This is a genomic window from Lawsonella clevelandensis, from assembly GCF_003241315.1.
Lineage (GTDB): Bacteria > Actinomycetota > Actinomycetes > Mycobacteriales > Mycobacteriaceae > Lawsonella > Lawsonella clevelandensis_A.
Genome location: NZ_QFOZ01000007.1, coordinates 56,068 through 73,315, shown reverse-complemented (window position 1 = coordinate 73,315; position 17,248 = coordinate 56,068). Strand labels below are relative to the sequence as shown.

The following is a 17,248-nucleotide window of genomic DNA, read 5'->3' as shown; positions in this document are numbered from 1 at the left end:
TGCAGAACTGCCCGGCGCAGGACCGTCCGCTGCAGAACTGCCCGGCGCGGAACTATCTTCAGAGGGAATTATAGATAGAATAGCTTGTACAACAATAGGTTTCACTTCATCAAGGCTCTGACCTGCCTCTAGTGCACGAAATCCCACTGCCAGCTGCGCCATCGTGAGATTCATATAAATATCCCCATGCCCCGGAGCTAGCTGTTCCCATACTTCCTGTAGGTGCACGTTAACGCGCTTATGGACATCAACAACATCCACACCGGCGCGCGTAAAGGAACAACGATTATCAATCGTGGCATTGACGTGCGGATTCCGTCCCCCCTGGTTTTCTGCACTGACTACCACATTGCGCATCCATCCATGGTCGGAGGCAACTGCCTGTTCTAGATTGACGCTCACCCATGCCGCTAGCCATTCGCGCGGATCATCAATACCTTCTGTTGCTGCTGTGACGGCTGACATCCAGCCCGGCATGTAGCGTTCAATAACCAAGCGGCGGAGGTCATTAACGGAGGTGACGTAGCGGTAGATACTGTTCCGGGCAATGCCGGCCCGTTTGGCGATGGCGGCAGCTGTGAGATCAGTACCGGGCTCGTTGCGAAGAATTTCTTCAGTCACATCAACCAGCGCTGTTTGCACATTTTCACGGTGTTCTTTCACCGTTTTAGCCGTGATCCGTGGCATAGTAGCCGACCTCCTGTTCCATCTATTCTAGCGGTACTCTTGACAGCGTCGACAACACTACGGACAATGTTAGAGACACCATGTCTCTAACATCTGGCGGGTAACACTATGGCAACCACACCTACTACTACAGCTGACACCACAGCTGCCGCATCTGCTGCTGAACCCATTAAACACAAATGGGCTATGCTCGCTGTCCTTGCCCTGGGACTTTCCCTCATTGTGCTTGACGGCACCATCGTGAACGTCTCACTCCCCACCATCATCAAGACCCTCCACCTAGACCTCTCCCAAGCACAATGGGTAAGCGCCCTCTACACCGTGGTCGTCGCCTCTCTTCTCCTTGAAATCGGTAGTGTCGCAGACCGTATCGGACGCCGCTCCACTTTCGTTATTGGTCTTATCATCTTTATTGTGGCCTCTATCCTGGCCGGCATATCCACTAACGGCAGCGCCCTCATTGCCTCCCGCGCCCTACAAGGCGTTGGCGCCGCCTTCGTCATGCCCTCCACCCTCTCCAACGTGCACGCCAACTTCACCGGCAAAGACCGCACCATTGCCTTCGGAGTGTGGGGCGCCACCATCTCCGCCATGGCCGCCATTGGCCCCCTCATCGGCGGTGCCATTACCTCCTACACAAGCTGGCGCTGGATCTTCTTCATCAACATACCGTTCGGCATCCTCATCCTCATCGGCGCCTTCCTCACCGTCCCCAACACCAAAGACACAGGAGCTAGCACCGCCACCGGAGCCGGCACCGCATCATCCTCTCCCCGTAAGCACGATGTCCTGGGGTTTATTCTTTCCGCCCTATCCGTCGGACTTATCGTGTTCTCCATTATTGAAGGCCCCAAACTGGGCTGGTGGAACCACAAGGACACCTTAAAAATGTGGGGGCACTCGCTTTTTGCCGACTCCTCAATAAGTTCAGTTCCCTTCACCCTGCTGATGGGCATTCTGCTTCTCATTGGTTTCATCACATGGGAACTACACCAACTAAAAAGACAGCACTACGTCCTCCTCAATCCCCATCTTTTCCAGAATCCCTCCTTCGCCTGGGGTAACCTCACTGCCCTGGTGGTAGCCATTGGCCAATTCTCGCTGGTGTTCCTTATCCCCATGTTCGTCATTAACGATATGGGGAAATCTCCCCTCACTGCCGGCTGGGTACTAGCCGCTATGGCTCTTGGTGCCATGGTGTCGGGTGGATTAGCCCGGCACGTTACCGCCATTATTCCCCCCACGGGCGTCGTCATGATGGGCCTCGCCCTAGAAGTAATCGGGGTAGCCACGCTTGCCGGAACGCTGCACACGTCACAAAACCTATGGGTGATGGCACTGATACTGGTTATCTACGGCGTGGGCTTGGGCTTCGCTTCGGCACAGTTAACGTCCACAGTGATGGCGGATGTTCCCGTGGAACACTCCGGCATGGGCTCCGCTACCCAGTCCACCGTGCGTCAGTTGGGTAGCGCCTCCGGTATTGCCCTAGGTGGCTCCGTCCTGGCAACTACATTGAGTAACCATCTGCCCGGCCTGGTGGCCCCGTTGGGTTTACCTCAGCAGATGACTGTTCCCCTTGTGGAGGCCACTATTAATTCTGGTGGCGCAAACCTCCACGGCCTTTCTATGCCGCCATTGTCTGACGTTCTGCGGGAAGGCTACTGCGACGCTATCTCTACCTCCATGTGGGTGTCGATGGCGTTCCTAGCAATAGGTTTACTATCGTCACTGCGGTTGTGGTGGGTCACTAAACAAGCGGCTAAAAACACCTCAGTTAAAGGTGAAGAGACCAGCGATAGCCCCCAGCGCGAGACCGCCTAGTACTGTTCCCAGCAGATATGCGACCGCCTGCCACGTGTGATGATGTCGCAGCATCGTCACCAGTTCCACGTTCAGTGTGGACAGTGTCGTAAGGGCCCCGCAAAACCCTACTCCCCATAAGGAATACGCCTGGCTACTCATCACCCCTGCGGAGAACGCAGCTGCGAAAAGCCCCAGGAGGAAACTTCCCACTAGGTTCGCAATAAGGATACCGACGGAATACGTGGGCGTGTGGTGTCCTGCGCCGGAACGCATTTGTCGAATAGCAAGAAAACCACGGTCAAGGAGAAAGCGGAGGAATACGCCCAGCGCACCGCCTCCCATCACAAGAAGGACAGTCACTCTCATCACTTCGATTCCGAAGCGTGAGACTTATAGGCCCTAGATGTACACAGTATGGCCACTGCTGCAGACCCTATACCCAGGAGCATGTTGAGGATTATCTGCAGCACACCCATCCAGGGGGCACCGTTCTCCATTAACGTAAGACTGTCCACTATGACAGTGGACAAGGTGGTGAAGCCACCCATCATGCCGGTGCCAAGAAATGCCACTACAGTGGGGTGACGTTTCAACTGGTGGGACGCTACCTCAGTGAGAACACCGAGAATAGCGGACCCCACCATGTTAATAACCAGGACAGACCAAATAATACCGTGGACGTTACCCGGCCAGGCCGTTGTGACAGCCCAGCGGAGAATCGCCCCCACAGCACCACCCACTGCTACCGCCAGCCCTGTAGCGAGAAACGCCAGTACTGTTCGAATAGCTGTTTTTTGGGTAGTGCCAGAAGGTATCTGTTGTGAAGATGGTATGTGCCCGGTCATAAAGAGAACTATTACCCGCGATTCTTGTTAGGAGCAGGCTTCGTAGGAGTGGACGTGGACGTCTTCTTAAGAAGAGACTTCACCCATCCCCAGAAATTAACAGTGTTATGCGTACGCACTGGTACCGGCTTACCCGTCCACAGTGTGTAAAGCTTATTCTTAGCGGATTTATCCGTAATACGGATAACGGTCCCGTGGCGGTTTGCACGACGACTACCGTCCTTACGCAGTGTGGCTATCTTGCCACGTCCTGCCCATTTACCGTTAAGGCTAGATGCTTCCGCCACAAGAGTACCGCGGCTGGAGTCTTTACCCCAGGTGTGGAGTTTATCGGTGAAAAGGTAGTAATGGCCGTTGAGCTTCGTCAGAGAAGGCCCCTCAGAGCCCTCCACAGCATTGCGGTTGACCAGCTGCCAACCACCCGTTCCCATGTGGTTATTGCGCCAGATTTCATTATGCGCACCATCACGTTTGATGGTGATGTAGTAGGAGCCGTCATCATCGTGGAAAGCGGATCCATCGATGCGGTCAATGGAGGGAAGAGGGAAGTTGATCTGCTGGGCACGGCCAGGACGGAAGGTGATCTTGGGGAGACGCTCATTGTATTCAAAGGGACCGTCGTAGTGAAGCTCATTCACCTTTACCAGGTAAGGAACCATCTTGTCCTGGTAGGGCCGACCGTGGAAGAGGCCAAAGTAGCCGGCGGAGAACATGATATATACCTGGCCATTATTATCGCGGAACCATTCTGGGGCCACAATATCGGTACCGTAGCGTGCCCCTGGGCTGAGGGCGATGCCTGGATACTTCTTGCCACCGAATTTAAGTCCCTCGGGGAAGGACCAGGTTTTACCGTCTTTGGAGACACCGATCATGGGCCAGAATTTGCCGTCGTGGCGGTTCCAGCCGGAAAGCATCCAGAAGGCACCATCGTGGTACATAATGCTGGGGTCGCCCAATGTGTGGTGGATGGGGCCCAAGGTGGAGGTGTCGTCGTTAGGGTTGGTGGGACTGGCGTCCTTATAGGCAACACCAAGTTCATCGAAGCGTTTGCCGTCGGTGGACAGGTAGAGGGTGTCGGAGTGGTCGCCATCGCTGGTGAAGAAGGCTCCCATGAGGACTTCATGAGACATGAAATCGTCGTAGCTGACTGATCGATCGTAGGCGGGGGCAGCATTGGCCGCTAGAGGGGCTGCAGTTCCCACCGCAAGGGTGAGGGCGAGAGTGGCAATAGCTCCGCGTCCTAGTCGGCTGCGGTGGTGGTGTGTGTCGCGGCGAAATGCCATGGTGGAGGAACCTTTCTTATTATGAGGGGTAAAAGTGGTGGCGTCAGTTAGGTGCGTGGACGAGAGAAAGGACAAAAGACACGTCTAATCGTCCCGTGCCTTGTTAACGAAGCGTGAGTAGTGCAGCTGTTCAACAACTTCAATGGTGCCGGTGGGGCCACCACGATGCTTACCGATAATGATTTCGGCTTCTCCCGCATGCACATCATTGGGATCGAATACTGCAGGACGGTGGAGGAGGAGCACAACGTCGGCGTCCTGTTCCAACGACCCGGATTCGCGGAGGTCGGAGACTTGCGGACGCTTATCATTACGGTTCTCGGAGTTACGGTTAAGCTGCGAGATGGCGATAACGGGTACTTCCAGTTCTTTGGCAAGGAGTTTGAGTTGGCGGGAAAATTCCGCAACCTCTTGTTGGCGGCTTTCTACTTTTTTCCCGGAGCTCATCAACTGGAGGTAGTCCACCACAATAAGGTCCAGGCCATGTTGTTGTTTAAGACGGCGTGCCTTAGCCCGGATTTCCATCATGGTGATGCTGGGTGAGTCGTCAATATAGAGGGGTTTATCCGCTATCTCGGACATACATTTGACCAGGCTATCCCAGTCGGATCCGTCCATATTTCCCTTGCGTATTTTGTCGAACAGAATATTAGCTTCTGCAGATAGCAGACGCATTGTTAGTTCCGTGCGCCCCATTTCGAGGGAGAAGATAATGGACGTCTTATCCTGCCGGAGGGAACAGCTGCGCATAATATCCAGTGCCAGAGTGGATTTACCCATACCTGGGCGAGCCGCAATGATAATCATTTGGCCGGGCCGAAGTCCGTTAAGCGTATTGTCCAGGTCTAAGAAACCAGTGAGAATACCCAGCGCCTTACCGTCACTGTTGGCAATGTTATCAATCTCTTCCATGGTGGGGACAAGAACCTCGTCGAGGGACTTGTAGTCTTCCGTACGGCGCTGTTCAGTGACGGAGTAGATTTCCGCTTGGGCGCGGTTTACCATCTCCTCTACTTCCATGCCCTCGGTGGCGGCGTAGCCGTAGGAGGTAATGCGCATGCCCGCGTCAATAAGGCGGCGGAGGAGAGCCTTTTCGGCAACAATCTGGGCGTAGTAGGGGCCACTAGCTGGGGATGGTACGGACTCGATGAGTGTGTGGAGGTAGGGGCGCCCCCCAATACGTTCCAGCTCACCGTCTTTTTCCAATTGATCGGCGACGGTGACGGCGTCGGCAGGCTCTTCATTGGAGGAGAGCTTGATGATGGCGTCATAGATACGTCCGTGGGCGGGTGTGTAGAAGTCCTCTGCACGCACAATTTGGTGCATCAGCGGGGGGAGGTCTTTGGAGAGCAGCATCGCTCCCAGGACTGCTTTTTCAGCAGCTTGGTCGTTGGGGGGTTGTACGTCGGCGAGGGATTCACTGGAACCAGTAGTGCTGCCGGAAGTGACGGCGTAGGGGTCGTCATAGGGCGGCGCGAAGGCGTCACCAAAAGGTCCAGTATTACTCGGCATAGCGCATATTCCTCGTGTTTATCACTGCTGTGTACTGCCTTTTACTCTAGGTGGTCGGTGGGTCAAAGTCAGTACCGGTGGAGTGTCATTATTGTGGATAGGTCTGTGGATAAGTAGTGCAGTTATACCCAATGCCCTTGTCGCATTTGGGGATAATTTGTGGATAACTGTGGAATTATGTGGATTAATTTTTTATTAGAGCAGGTCAATATCTATTTTTATCTGTGGATAAAACTTTTCTCAAAAGTGCTCTTGTCCCTCTATTAAAAACCATTTCTGCCACGTTATCCACAAGCAGGCCTGGGGAATAACCCCCTTGACATAAGAAACAGCCATCGGCTAACTGCGAGCTTTGTCCAGAAGCGTAAAGCAGTAGGCCGATGGCTGAAATGCTGTTGTCTGAAGTTATGGGATGGGTAGAGTACCTACGTACTACTACTCGGCGGTGACGGTGACGTTAACGGTAGCCGTGACCTTATCGGAGAGCGCTACAGCAATGTCGTAGGTTCCCACGGCCTTAATCTGACCCTTGGTCAGTTCAACGGCGTGCCGGTCAATCTTAGGACCGTCAGCTTTTTCAATTGCGGTGACGATGTCGGCGGCGGTGACGGAGCCGAAGAGCTTGCCGTTCTCGGCGGACTTCACAGCGACCGTAACATCGGTAAGAGCTTCCAGGGCTTCCTTGACCTCGCGGGCGTGCTCAGCATCGCGAATAATACGATCCTGCTGAGCGCGCTGGATAGCGGCGATCTGCTTTTCGGCACCGCTGGTGGCGACAATGGCCTTATTGCGGGGAAGCAGGAAGTTCCTTGCGTAACCATCCTTGACCTCGACGATATCGCCGGGGGCACCAAGGTGGTCAACGGCAGTGGTGAGGATCAGCTTCATTGATCTTCTACTTTCTTCGTTGATAAATCTGTGTGCTGTCTGCCGGTTTAGAACGGGGGTTCATCCGTTCCGCCACCGAAGTTAGACTGCGGAGCGGAACCCCACGGGTCATCAGACGGAGCGGACTGGTTGGCAGAGCCACCACCGAAGGAATTATTAGAGCCACTTCCACGGTTCGCTTTCGTCACCTTAGCGGTGGCGTAGCGAAGAGAGGGACCGATTTCATCGACATCAAGCTCGATAACGCTGCGCTTCTCACCCTCGCGGGTTTCATAGGAGCGCTGACGCAGACGGCCTTGCACAATAACGCGAGAGCCACGAGTGAGCGACTCTGCCACATGCTCGGCGGCGTCACGCCAGATACTGCAGCGTAGGAACAGCGCGTCGCCATCCTCCCATTGACTTGTCTGAGAGTTGTAGCGACGTGGCGTAGAAGCCACGGTGAAGTTAGCCACGGCAGCACCCGACGGGGTGAAACGTAGCTCAGGATCTGCGGTGAGGTTTCCCACCACCGTGATCGTAGTTTCGCCAGCCATAATTCCTCCTGCGGTGATATGCGTTAGTCAGCAGCCAAAGGCTTACTGATCAGCGCGCAGCACCTTGGTGCGTAGAACGCTTTCATTCAGGGTGAGCAGGCGGTCGAGTTCCTGGACCGTTGCCGGTTCGCAGTTCATTTCGACTACCGCATAGATGCCTTCAGAGTTCTTCTTGATCTCGTAGGCAAGACGGCGCTTACCCCACACATCAACCTTGTCAACCTTGCCGCCTTCTTCACGGACTACGTTCAGTAACGTATCCAGGGACGGGGCAATGGTGCGCTCGTCGAGAGTGGGATCAAAAATGACCATCAATTCGTAGTGACGCACGGACCTCATCACCTCCTATGGACTAATGGAAATCGGCCACGGCGGTTCCGTGGCAGGAGGGTTCGTTGCGTCTGCAACTGCACCAGTCTAGCAGGAAAAACAGTTCTCCTCCTAACGGCTAGCGCCACAACACCCCATTGTCCCTATTATCGGATTCAGGAGACTTCGGAGTGCTCCGCGAAGGCCCGAACGGATTCCGCATTCCCGGGATATCCGGCAAAAGCGGACTGCGGCTCTGCGTCTTAGGATGATTCTCCTTACCAGAGTGATCCTTCTTAGGCTTGTGCTTTGACGAGGACTTCGACTCCTTCTTTGTAGACGTGTCCGTAGTTGTTGTGTCGCCACCATAGTAGGACTCCGGACGTCCAGCCTGCCCCGCAATAGCCCCAGGAGTGGGGAAATAAGTGAACTGCTGGTTCTGCAAGGCTCCATTCATGGTGTACTGCCAAATATCTGATGGTAATGTGGACCCCCACACGGCAGCCCCACCACTCGTTTCCAGAGCAGTACCATTCTGGGTACCCACCCACACAGCGGTAGAAGCCTGCGGAGTGTAGCCCACCATCCAGGCATCACGGTTTTTACCCGTACTACCCAGCTGCACCGTACCGGTCTTAGAAGCGGAGGGGCGTCCTCCCGCTAGACCGTGACCATTGGAGTAGCTTGCAATGGGCTCAAGTGCCGAGGTGACGTTATCTGCCACCACTTCCTTTACACGGCGCTCTCCAGAGTTGTCGTCATGCTTGTACACACTGCGTCCACTACCACCGTTCGCGACGGCTTCTTTCACGAAGAAAGGTTCGTGGTAAATACCGCGGGCGGCAAAAGTGGCATAGGCAGAGGCCATATCGAAGGGACGCACCGGGTAGGCGCCCAACGTAATACCACCTTCGACAGTGCCATCTTCATTTTGAAGAGTTTTCCCATAACCGGGAATTTCTCGCGGAATACCCGCTTTATAGGCCATGGCCTGTACGTCTCGTGACCCATTCTTCAGGTCCATCATCAGTCGGTAATAACTGGTGTTCAGGGACATCACCGTGGCTGACGCAATAGTGCAGGTACCGCAGGACATATCCTCCGAGTTTTCAATAACCACCTTGCCCATCTGGTAAGGGGCGGAGGAATACATTTTGCTCAGCGGAATATCCTGGTTCAACGCTGCTGCCAGCGTAAACACCTTAAATGAGGAGCCCGTCATTTGCGGGGCGTAAGCGTAGTCAAAGTCACCGGCTCGGGCGCCCCCGTAGTAGGCCAATACTCCACCGGTTTGGGGATCAATAGTGACCGCGGCGGCCCGCATTTGCTTCGGCTGATTTTGCAGAGTTTGCGTTACTGCCTCAATGGCAGCATTCTGCGCATCCATAGAAATGGTGGTAACAATGCGCAGGCCCTGTGAGGTGACGTCCTGTTCAGTGAAGCCATGCTCGGCAAGCTCCCGCATAATCTGTGCTTTAATAAGCCCATTCGGGCCAGAGAGACGCTCGTCAATACGCAGACTCTTATTTTCTGGAATAGTCTTCGGGAAGTCCATGGTGGCCACTTCGCTAGCGGACAACCATCCTTCATTCAGCATGCCGCGTACCACATACTTCCAGCGGGTCTTAGACGCTACCGGGTTCACCCGCGGATCCAGATTAGAGGGCTGCTGGATAAGACCCGCCAACATAGCGGATTCGGCAGGGGTGAGATCCTGCACATGCTTATTGAAATATGCCTGGGAAGCAGTCTCTACACCATAAGCACCACGGCCAAAGTAAATAGTGTTCAGGTAGGCCGTCATGATCTCATCTTTAGACCACTGGTTGGACATCTTCATAGAGACGACAAGTTCTTTGAACTTACGCCAGTAACTGTGCTGATTACCCACCAGCGCATTCTTGACATACTGCTGGGTAATAGTGGAGCCACCGCCATTATCGCTGCGATGCGTCACTTGGCCGACAGCAGCGCGCCCAAAACCAGTAAAGGAAAAGCCTTTATTGGTCATGAATTCGCGGTCTTCGGCGGCCATTGTGGCATGGCGGAGATGGTCGGGGATTTGCTTCGCGTCTACCTCGCGACGGTTACCGGCCTCGGGGATAATGTCCCCCAAAACAGTTTTACCGTCGCTTGCTACCAGGGTGACGCGCTGCGCGGTAGGGATATCGCCCGGCGCGGGTACCTTGACGAAAAGGTACATAAGGACAAAGAAAATAACGCAGGCCACAATGAGTGCCAGCAGAATAATGCCGATCCATTTGAAGATACTGCCGACAATAGATTTGGGGCTTCGTTCTTTAAGGGGGACCTTCTTTTTAGCCTTAGCTTTACTAGCTTTACTGACCTTGGGTTTAGTAGTTTTGGGGGCTTTACTAGTTTCAGTCTTGCGCTTGTCTTGGTTCGTGCTGCGGAGAGTGTCCTGACGCTTGTTTGCGCGGTTGACAGGACGCTGAGATGCGCGTTTGGACGACTGCTGCGAAGTGCGCTGTGATGACTGTCGCGACGTTGATGACACTGATGTAGCGGTTCGGTGGCTGGTCCGTGCTCCATCCGTTGTGCGCGTGGTGTTATTGGCAAGCAGGGAAGTTTTGCCCTGCCAGGAAGCTCGGGTATCGCTAGGATCCCCCGAGTTCCGGGGAGCGCTGTGTCGTCCCATACGATGTGCCCTCTCTTGCGGCGAACGTTATACAACTTTCCATCTTATAGGCACTTTCCACTCTGCACGATTCCTAAATGCGACGTCAACGGGGGTCAATGGGGGGAAAAGTTGCTCACACTAATATTTTGACGCTTCTCGTTTTTCTCTTGTTTGGGAAAACCTTGTATAAAAACTTCACAAAAACCATTGTTGAAGATATATCGGTTCGATATAATAAAAATCATCTTTGGGGCATTTTCCCTGCTCCTGCTAATGTTTCTGAGTGGTAGCGACCACTTTATCTGCGGAAAGGAGACCACAGTGCTCGACATTGCAGTACTCGGACTCCTCGATGTAGAGCCCATGCACGGCTACCAAATCCGTAAAGTGCTTACTGAAATGTCAGGCACCGTCCGCGGATTCTCCTACGGTTCGCTCTATCCAGTACTGAACAGGCTCGAGGAAAACGGCTTCATTGAGTCTCCTGTGGAAGACCCCGCCGCCCACACACGCCGCAAGGCCAAAAAGGTATATCGGCTTACTGACGCTGGTCACCGGCATTTCCTGGAACTATTAAGCGACATTAATCCCACCTCTTTTACCGATGAAGACTTCGGCGTCCGCCTAGCTTTTTTCGATAAAACACCAGCAGACGCACGCCGTCGCCTGTTGGAGGGACGCCGCCGACTCCTGGAAGAACGACGCGACCACCTCATGAGTCTGATACACGGCAGGGCCATACCATCTACCAACCCCCACAACACGCTGTCCCCCTACAGCCAAGGGTTGAACGAGCTGACCCTAGAATCCACACAACGTGAAATCTCCTGGGTCAACTCACTCATTCAAGCAGAAGAAGACGACGCCTAACAGCACCGTTCCGCCTTTTCTTGGATGATCCACCGTGAACAGGAGTAGTACCCGCTACCCCACCGCTAGGAGTTAAAAGTGACTGACAACAAGATTCGCGTCGCCATCGTCGGTGTTGGCAACTGTGCATCGTCCCTCGTACAAGGCGTGGAATTCTACAAGGACGCCAAACCCACCGACCGCGTCCCCGGCCTCATGCACGTCGTATTCGGCAAATACCACGTTCACGACATTGAATGGTCCGCCGCCTTCGACATTGACAAAGACAAAGTAGGCCTCGACCTAGCCGACGCCATTTGGGCCGGCCAGAACTGCACCATCAAATTCTGCGACGTCCCCCAGACCGGCGTAAAAGTCCAGCGTGGACACACCTACGACGGCTTCGGCAAGTACTACCGCACCGTCACCGAGGAATCCCCAGAAGAACCCGTCGATGTTGTCCAGGTCCTCAAAGACACCAAGACTGACGTCCTCGTCTCCTACCTCCCCGTAGGCTCCGAAAAAGCTGACAAGTTCTACGCCCAGTGCGCCATCGACGCCGGTGTTGCCTTCGTCAACGCCCTCCCCGTCTTTATCGCCTCCGACCCCGAGTGGGCCAAGAAGTTCACTGACGCTGGCGTACCGATCGTCGGCGACGACATCAAGTCCCAGGTGGGCGCCACCATCACCCACCGCGTTATCGCCCGCCTCTTCGAGGAACGCGGCGTTCGCCTGGACCGCACCTCCCAGCTGAACGTGGGCGGCAACATGGACTTCATGAACATGCTGGAACGCGACCGCCTCGAATCCAAGAAGGTCTCCAAGACCCGCGCCGTCACCTCCATCGTCCCCCACGAGATGGCCGACCGCGACGTTCACATTGGCCCCTCCGACCACGTCGCCTGGCTGGATGACCGCAAGTGGGCCTATGTCCGCTTGGAAGGCACCACCTTCGGTGAGGTTCCGCTGAACCTTGAATACAAGCTGGAAGTATGGGACTCCCCCAACTCCGCCGGCATCATTATCGATGCTCTGCGCGCCGCCAAGATCGCTAAAGACCGCGGCATCAGTGGCCCCGTCTGGGCTCCTGCCTCCTACTTCATGAAGTCCCCGCCGCGCCAGCTGCCCGATGATCGTGCTCGCCGCGCCGTGGAAGACTTCATTGAAAAGGGCGAAGAATGGCCGGCCGACCTCACTGAGGCCTCCGTCTGGCATGCCGGTGAAGATCCCGCTGAATGGAAGGCCTAAAACGGCTAGCTTTCCTTCACTAAGAACACCAAGAAGGAACGTCACACCCACTACTAAAGTGGGACAATAATATGGGTGGTGCGGGTGAGATATTCTCACCCGCACCACCCATTTAGTTAGGGCCGTTTTAGTACGATAGTGCCAGCTTGAGGAAGGCAACTTTGGCTTTCCAGGTGGCGTTAGCTTCGATCATGGTTGGCATTTGCTTTTTGACCATTGCCGCAACAATAGCTAGCGGAGAATCGCTAAGAACATAGTGAATGTGGCGGGCAATAGTATTACCCTGCTTGTCTTTATCTGCTCCCGGGGGAATCAGGACAAACCAGTGACGGTTGCCGGCCTGTGCTTTTAACACGTTCTCAAAGAAATAGATTTCGTTGTCGCCAACATGCAGTCGCTTGGCCAGCGTGTATTCTCCTTTACCGAGAATAGTGTGGTTGCGTCCCATCTCCGTCATGGTGGTGGGAGTGAAGCTCAGGTAGGAGACTTCCCCGGTGCTCTTGCTTTTCTTGAAGTCGGCGCGGGCTTGGTCTTCGCTCATATGCTTTTTCTGGGCTTTTGCCTGGAAAAGTTGCGCTACGTTCGGGCAGCTGGACTCGGCGAGAAAATCTAGTGTCTCCCATCCCTGTGATGTTATCCAGGGGCCAAAATCTGTGGCATGAACAGCAGGGTGGCCACCGTAGGTGCTCATTTTGCCGTTATTGGCAGCGTTATTGATGTCGTCAACGTGGTGGCGGAGTTGGGCAATCTGTGCTGCCGTTAATGTGGGGAGGGAATTGTCAGCGGGTGTGGTGGGCGCTGCGATGGCGGGGGTAGCAACTATGCCAACGGTGAGGGCTGCTGCTACCAGGCTGGTGGTAATGCGATGGTGTCGCATGTATAACTCCTTTACTAGTGAGGGTGATTCATAATTTGTTTCTTATGTATTCATACAAATCAATAGCTTAGGCTTACCTAAATTAATCACTAGTAAGGAGATAATGCAACCCGCACTATGTGCACCTTTATGTACTACAACTGGGAAATGCGCAGGAAGAGAAGGAAAAGAAGCGTTAAGAAAAGCGTCAATATTTAGCGCTCAAGAATTTTTGCGAACACCATGGTAGAGACAGCAATGCCGGGGTGAGAGCAATCTCACCCCGGCATTGCTGTATTTACTGATGTGACGGTTGCTGTACACGCCATTACGTTTTTCAACAAGCTCTACAGTACCCAATGAGACGTACTATACAGATATTCATAATAGTGTTATAAGTAACACAAGCTCACCATCCCGCTATCCCACCATGCCAGCCCCGTCCAGCCCTGGCTCCCCATATACGAAGAACGACCCCGGTTAAGGGGCCGTTCTTCAGTGGGAGTAGCTTGTGTACATCTACTTACGTACGTGTTAGTTAGTTTAATGCAGTGGTTCTACCCCTGCACCCCTTTTATGAAACCTTTGACAATTTTTTCAAAGCCACCAAAAAAGAGCACGTCACCACACGGTTTATTCAGCTTATTTAGCTTATTTAGCTGCACACACCAGCTGTACACACTAGCTACGCAGTGTGAACTGTGAGGGGCGCTTCGGGATATTGCGCAGGTTAGAGCGGGCCATAGACATAACTTCGCCCAGGCCACCACCCAGTACTTGCTTAGACATTGCGGTAGCAAAACCTTGCATCTGCCCAAGCGTAATCTTCGGAGGCATAGACAAGGCGTTGGGGTCTGTCACGACATCAATAACGCACGGGCCGGGACGCTCCATCTCCGTGGTGAAAACACTCTCCAACTTAGTGGGGTCTTCCACTCGCACAGAACGAATACCGAGTGCCTTACCCACTGCCGCATAGTCCACAGCCTGGGAGTCGGTAGCGAAGTCCGGCAGACCAGCCACCAGCATTTCCAGCTTTACCATGCCCAGTGAGGAGTTATTGAACACGACCACCTTTACCGGCAGGTTGTAGTTCTTAATGGTGATGAGGTCACCCATCAGCATGGAGAGGCCACCGTCACCACACATGGCAATCACGGGGCGATCGGGGCGATACGCACCCACACCAATAGCGTGCGGCAGCGCATTGGCCATGGAACCGTGCAGGAAGGAGCCGATAACGCGGCGTTTTCCGTTGGGGGTGATGTAGCGGGCTGCCCACACGTTACACATGCCGGTGTCAACGGTGAACACTGCATCATCGGGGGCAGCTTCGTCGAGTTTCACCGCCGCATATTCGGGGTGAATGGGCTTCGCCTTGGTGACGTCGCGCGTGTAGGCACCCACAACTTTGCTCATGCGATGCTGCTGACGCTTCAGCATATCGTCAAGGAAAGTCCGGTTCGTCTTGTTTTTCACCAGCGGGTTAAGGAGGGCGAGCGTCTCCGCCACATCACCGTGGATAGCGTAATCCAGGCGGGTGCGGCGGCCCAGGCGGCCAGCATCAATATCGATTTGTGCTGTCTGCACATTCTCGGGGAGGAACTGCTGGTAGGGGAAGTCCGTACCCACAAGAATCAGCAGATCGGAGCCCTCCATAGCGTCTTGGCAAGCACCGTAACCGAGCAGGCCAGACATGCCCACATCGTAGGGGTTATCCCACTGAATAACTTCCTTACCACGCAGGGAGTGCCCCACCGGAGCCTTGGCTAGTTCCGCCAATTCCATAATGGGGTCGTGGGCGCCGCGGGCACCGGCACCTACGAAGAGAGTCACTTTACCGGCGCGGTTAATGGCGTCAGCCAACCCCTGTACGTCCTCCATATTGGGGACGACGCGGGCGGGGCGAGGGCTGGTGATGGTATCGGGAAGATTACCGGATACTTCCATGTCGGCAATATCGCCGGGGAGGGTCAATACAGCAACACCGTGGTTAGAGAGGGCCTGCTGAATAGCGGAGCGGGTAACGCGCGGTACTTGCTCACTAGAGGAAATCATCTCCGAGAACACAGAGCATTCGTCGAAGATGCGATCGGGGTGAGTCTCTTGGAAGAACCCAGTACCAATCTGGGAGGTGGGAATATGGGACGCGATGGCGAGAACCGGCAAGTGGGATCGGTTAGCATCGTAGAGACCATTAATAAGGTGGAGGTTTCCGGGGCCACAGGAGCCGGCACAGACAGCGAGCTGGCCGGTAATTTCGGCTTCAGCAGCAGCTGCGAAAGCGGCAGTTTCCTCGTGACGAACATGGATCCAGCGAATTTTCTTAGAGCGTCGGACAGCATCAACAACGGGGTTCAGGGAGTCACCCACGATGCCGTAAATGTGACGGACACCGGCCCCTTCCAGCTGGTGAACGAGATGTTCTGCAACTGATGCCATTATTCTTCTTCCTGCTACCTCGAGAGAGTATTGCGAGTATTAAGCCTTCACTGGGCTTCAACCATAAAGCCACGGCAAAATATTCCCGCCACTTCTAACGTTTAATTCACCATTGTGGTAATAGCAAGCATTATCAGTGGTGTTACTCACACAAGCAGCCTATTTCAGCCGGTAGTACCACACCGCCAAGACGGCCAACACCACTGCCGCAACCAGAAAAATAACGATAGACGCCACCAATGCGGCACCCGACGCCTCCACGCACGCCATCACTAACGTGAACAACGCCAGAATGGTAATAGTGCCAACGAGCCCCATCGCCACTTCAAGACGCTGCATGGTGCCACGTTTCCGCCGCCCCGGATCAGCCACACGACTACGGCGTCCACGCTGTGCTTCCTCACCAGATGTTTCCTTATCAGATATTTTTCCATCAGATGTATGTTCTGTGCGCGCCATAGCCGCCGCCTCCTTCTAGGCTTTCACCCCGCCAGAGGTAAGACCGGCAATAATCTTCCGCTGGAAGATAAGCACCATAATGACCAGTGGAACTGTCACAATAGCACCCGCCGCCATTACCGTCGCATAGGGGTAGTCGAACGCATTACCGCCGGTGAAACGGGCAATAGCCACCGTCACCGGCTCCGTGTGAACCGTGGATAGTTGCTGCGCCAACAGAAACTCATTCCACGCCATAATGAACGCCAAAATAGCAGTAGTGAAAATAGCCGGAGTAGCCAACGGCAACATAATCGTGCGGAAGGCCTTACCCCGGGAACAACCATCTACACGGGCCGCCTCTTCCAGCTCCCACGGTAGTTCATCAATGAAACTGGTGAGAGTAAAGATTGTGAGCGGCAGTGCGAAAGAAATATTGGGAATGATAAGAGCCCAATAGGAGCCCCGCATACCCATATCGGTAAACAACTGAAAAAGCGGTGTGACCAAAGCAATTGAGGGGAACATAGAAGCGCCCATAATAATGCCCAACACCACATATTTCCCTCGGAAGTTGTAGCGCGACAACGCATAGGCGGCGAAAATACCGACCGCCACCGCAATGACCGTAGTAACGGCAGAAATAATGAGGCTGTTGCCGATAGCCCGCAGGAAATTATTACCGAACTCGGTGGAAAGAGCCTCCCGGAAGTTATCCCACGTTAGGTGGCTTGGCCACGGGTTAGTGGAGAAGGTGTAGTCCTTATCCCGGAAAGCTGTCACCAGCATCCAGTAGAAAGGCAGCAGACCCCACAGCACAATAATGATGGCCCAAATGTAGGTACCAACAGACCCGGCGTGGGGGCGACGATTGCGTTTTTGCGCGTGCTTATGTTTAGCCATCA

15 protein-coding genes and 1 pseudogene are annotated in these 17,248 nt (G+C 54.3%); 3 read left to right on the top strand and 13 right to left on the bottom strand.

The features are described from left to right. A partial coding sequence (locus tag DI579_RS05425) for a TetR/AcrR family transcriptional regulator (RefSeq protein WP_303678857.1) occupies positions 1-687 on the bottom strand: 687 nt, incomplete at its 3' end. A gap of 108 nt (positions 688-795) precedes the next feature. Between DI579_RS05425 and DI579_RS05420 the strand changes: the two genes are divergently transcribed. Beyond that, a complete protein-coding gene (locus DI579_RS05420; protein WP_290598701.1) occupies positions 796-2,511 on the top strand; it encodes an MFS transporter in 1,716 nt (571 codons plus the stop codon). On the opposite strand, the gene DI579_RS05415 is transcribed toward DI579_RS05420, so the two are convergent. The 8 genes from DI579_RS05415 to DI579_RS05380 form a co-directional block, all read right to left on the bottom strand. Next, the gene (locus DI579_RS05415) at positions 2,461-2,859 is read right to left on the bottom strand and encodes a CrcB family protein (RefSeq protein ID WP_290598702.1); all 399 of its coding nucleotides are present in this window, start codon (positions 2,857-2,859) and stop codon (positions 2,461-2,463) included. The genes DI579_RS05420 and DI579_RS05415 overlap by 51 nt on opposite strands. Next, complete coding sequence (locus DI579_RS05410) at positions 2,859-3,338, bottom strand: CrcB family protein (protein WP_290598703.1); 480 nt, start codon at positions 3,336-3,338, stop codon at positions 2,859-2,861. Before DI579_RS05410 ends, DI579_RS05415 begins: the two co-directional genes overlap by 1 nt. Positions 3,339-3,349: 11 nt before the next feature. Continuing rightward, complete coding sequence (locus tag DI579_RS05405; RefSeq protein ID WP_303678856.1) at positions 3,350-4,624, bottom strand: hypothetical protein; 1,275 nt, start codon at positions 4,622-4,624, stop codon at positions 3,350-3,352. Positions 4,625-4,708: 84 nt separating this feature from the next. Next, positions 4,709-6,136: a replicative DNA helicase gene (gene dnaB / locus DI579_RS05400; protein ID WP_303678855.1), complete on the bottom strand. Its 1,428-nt coding sequence runs from the start codon at positions 6,134-6,136 to the stop codon at positions 4,709-4,711. A 435-nt stretch (positions 6,137-6,571) separates the two neighbouring features. Beyond that, positions 6,572-7,024, bottom strand: coding sequence for a 50S ribosomal protein L9 (rplI, locus tag DI579_RS05395; protein ID WP_290598708.1), 453 nt, complete (start codon positions 7,022-7,024; stop codon positions 6,572-6,574). A 47-nt stretch (positions 7,025-7,071) separates the two neighbouring features. After that, positions 7,072-7,560, bottom strand: coding sequence for a single-stranded DNA-binding protein (locus tag DI579_RS05390; protein ID WP_296239446.1), 489 nt, complete (start codon positions 7,558-7,560; stop codon positions 7,072-7,074). Positions 7,561-7,602: 42 nt separating this feature from the next. Beyond that, entirely contained in the window at positions 7,603-7,890 is a 288-nt protein-coding gene (rpsF, locus tag DI579_RS05385) for a 30S ribosomal protein S6 (protein ID WP_290598711.1), read from the bottom strand. A 118-nt stretch (positions 7,891-8,008) separates the two neighbouring features. Then, positions 8,009-10,528, bottom strand: a complete 2,520-nt coding sequence (locus tag DI579_RS05380) for a transglycosylase domain-containing protein (RefSeq protein ID WP_290598713.1) — start codon at positions 10,526-10,528, stop codon at positions 8,009-8,011. Between the two features lie 303 nt (positions 10,529-10,831). Between DI579_RS05380 and DI579_RS05375 the strand changes: the two genes are divergently transcribed. Both DI579_RS05375 and DI579_RS05370 read left to right on the top strand, forming a co-directional pair. Beyond that, entirely contained in the window at positions 10,832-11,380 is a 549-nt protein-coding gene (locus DI579_RS05375; protein WP_290598714.1) for a PadR family transcriptional regulator, read from the top strand. A 78-nt stretch (positions 11,381-11,458) separates the two neighbouring features. Then, positions 11,459-12,523: pseudogene (locus tag DI579_RS05370) on the top strand (inositol-3-phosphate synthase); the annotation flags it as partial. Between the two features lie 211 nt (positions 12,524-12,734). Here the strand turns inward: DI579_RS05370 and DI579_RS05365 are convergent. The 4 genes from DI579_RS05365 to DI579_RS05350 all read right to left on the bottom strand — a co-directional run bounded on the left by DI579_RS05365 (position 12,735) and on the right by DI579_RS05350 (position 17,246). Beyond that, complete coding sequence (locus DI579_RS05365) at positions 12,735-13,484, bottom strand: hypothetical protein (protein ID WP_303678854.1); 750 nt, start codon at positions 13,482-13,484, stop codon at positions 12,735-12,737. A gap of 660 nt (positions 13,485-14,144) precedes the next feature. Further along, positions 14,145-15,905: a pyruvate dehydrogenase gene (locus tag DI579_RS05360; RefSeq protein ID WP_290598717.1), complete on the bottom strand. Its 1,761-nt coding sequence runs from the start codon at positions 15,903-15,905 to the stop codon at positions 14,145-14,147. Between the two features lie 159 nt (positions 15,906-16,064). After that, positions 16,065-16,364 (bottom strand): hypothetical protein, encoded by a 300-nt coding sequence (locus DI579_RS05355; RefSeq protein WP_290598719.1) that lies wholly within the window; start codon positions 16,362-16,364, stop codon positions 16,065-16,067. 15 nt (positions 16,365-16,379) lie between these two features. Continuing rightward, positions 16,380-17,246 (bottom strand): carbohydrate ABC transporter permease, encoded by an 867-nt coding sequence (locus DI579_RS05350; protein ID WP_290598721.1) that lies wholly within the window; start codon positions 17,244-17,246, stop codon positions 16,380-16,382. Positions 17,247-17,248: the final 2 nt, after the last annotated feature.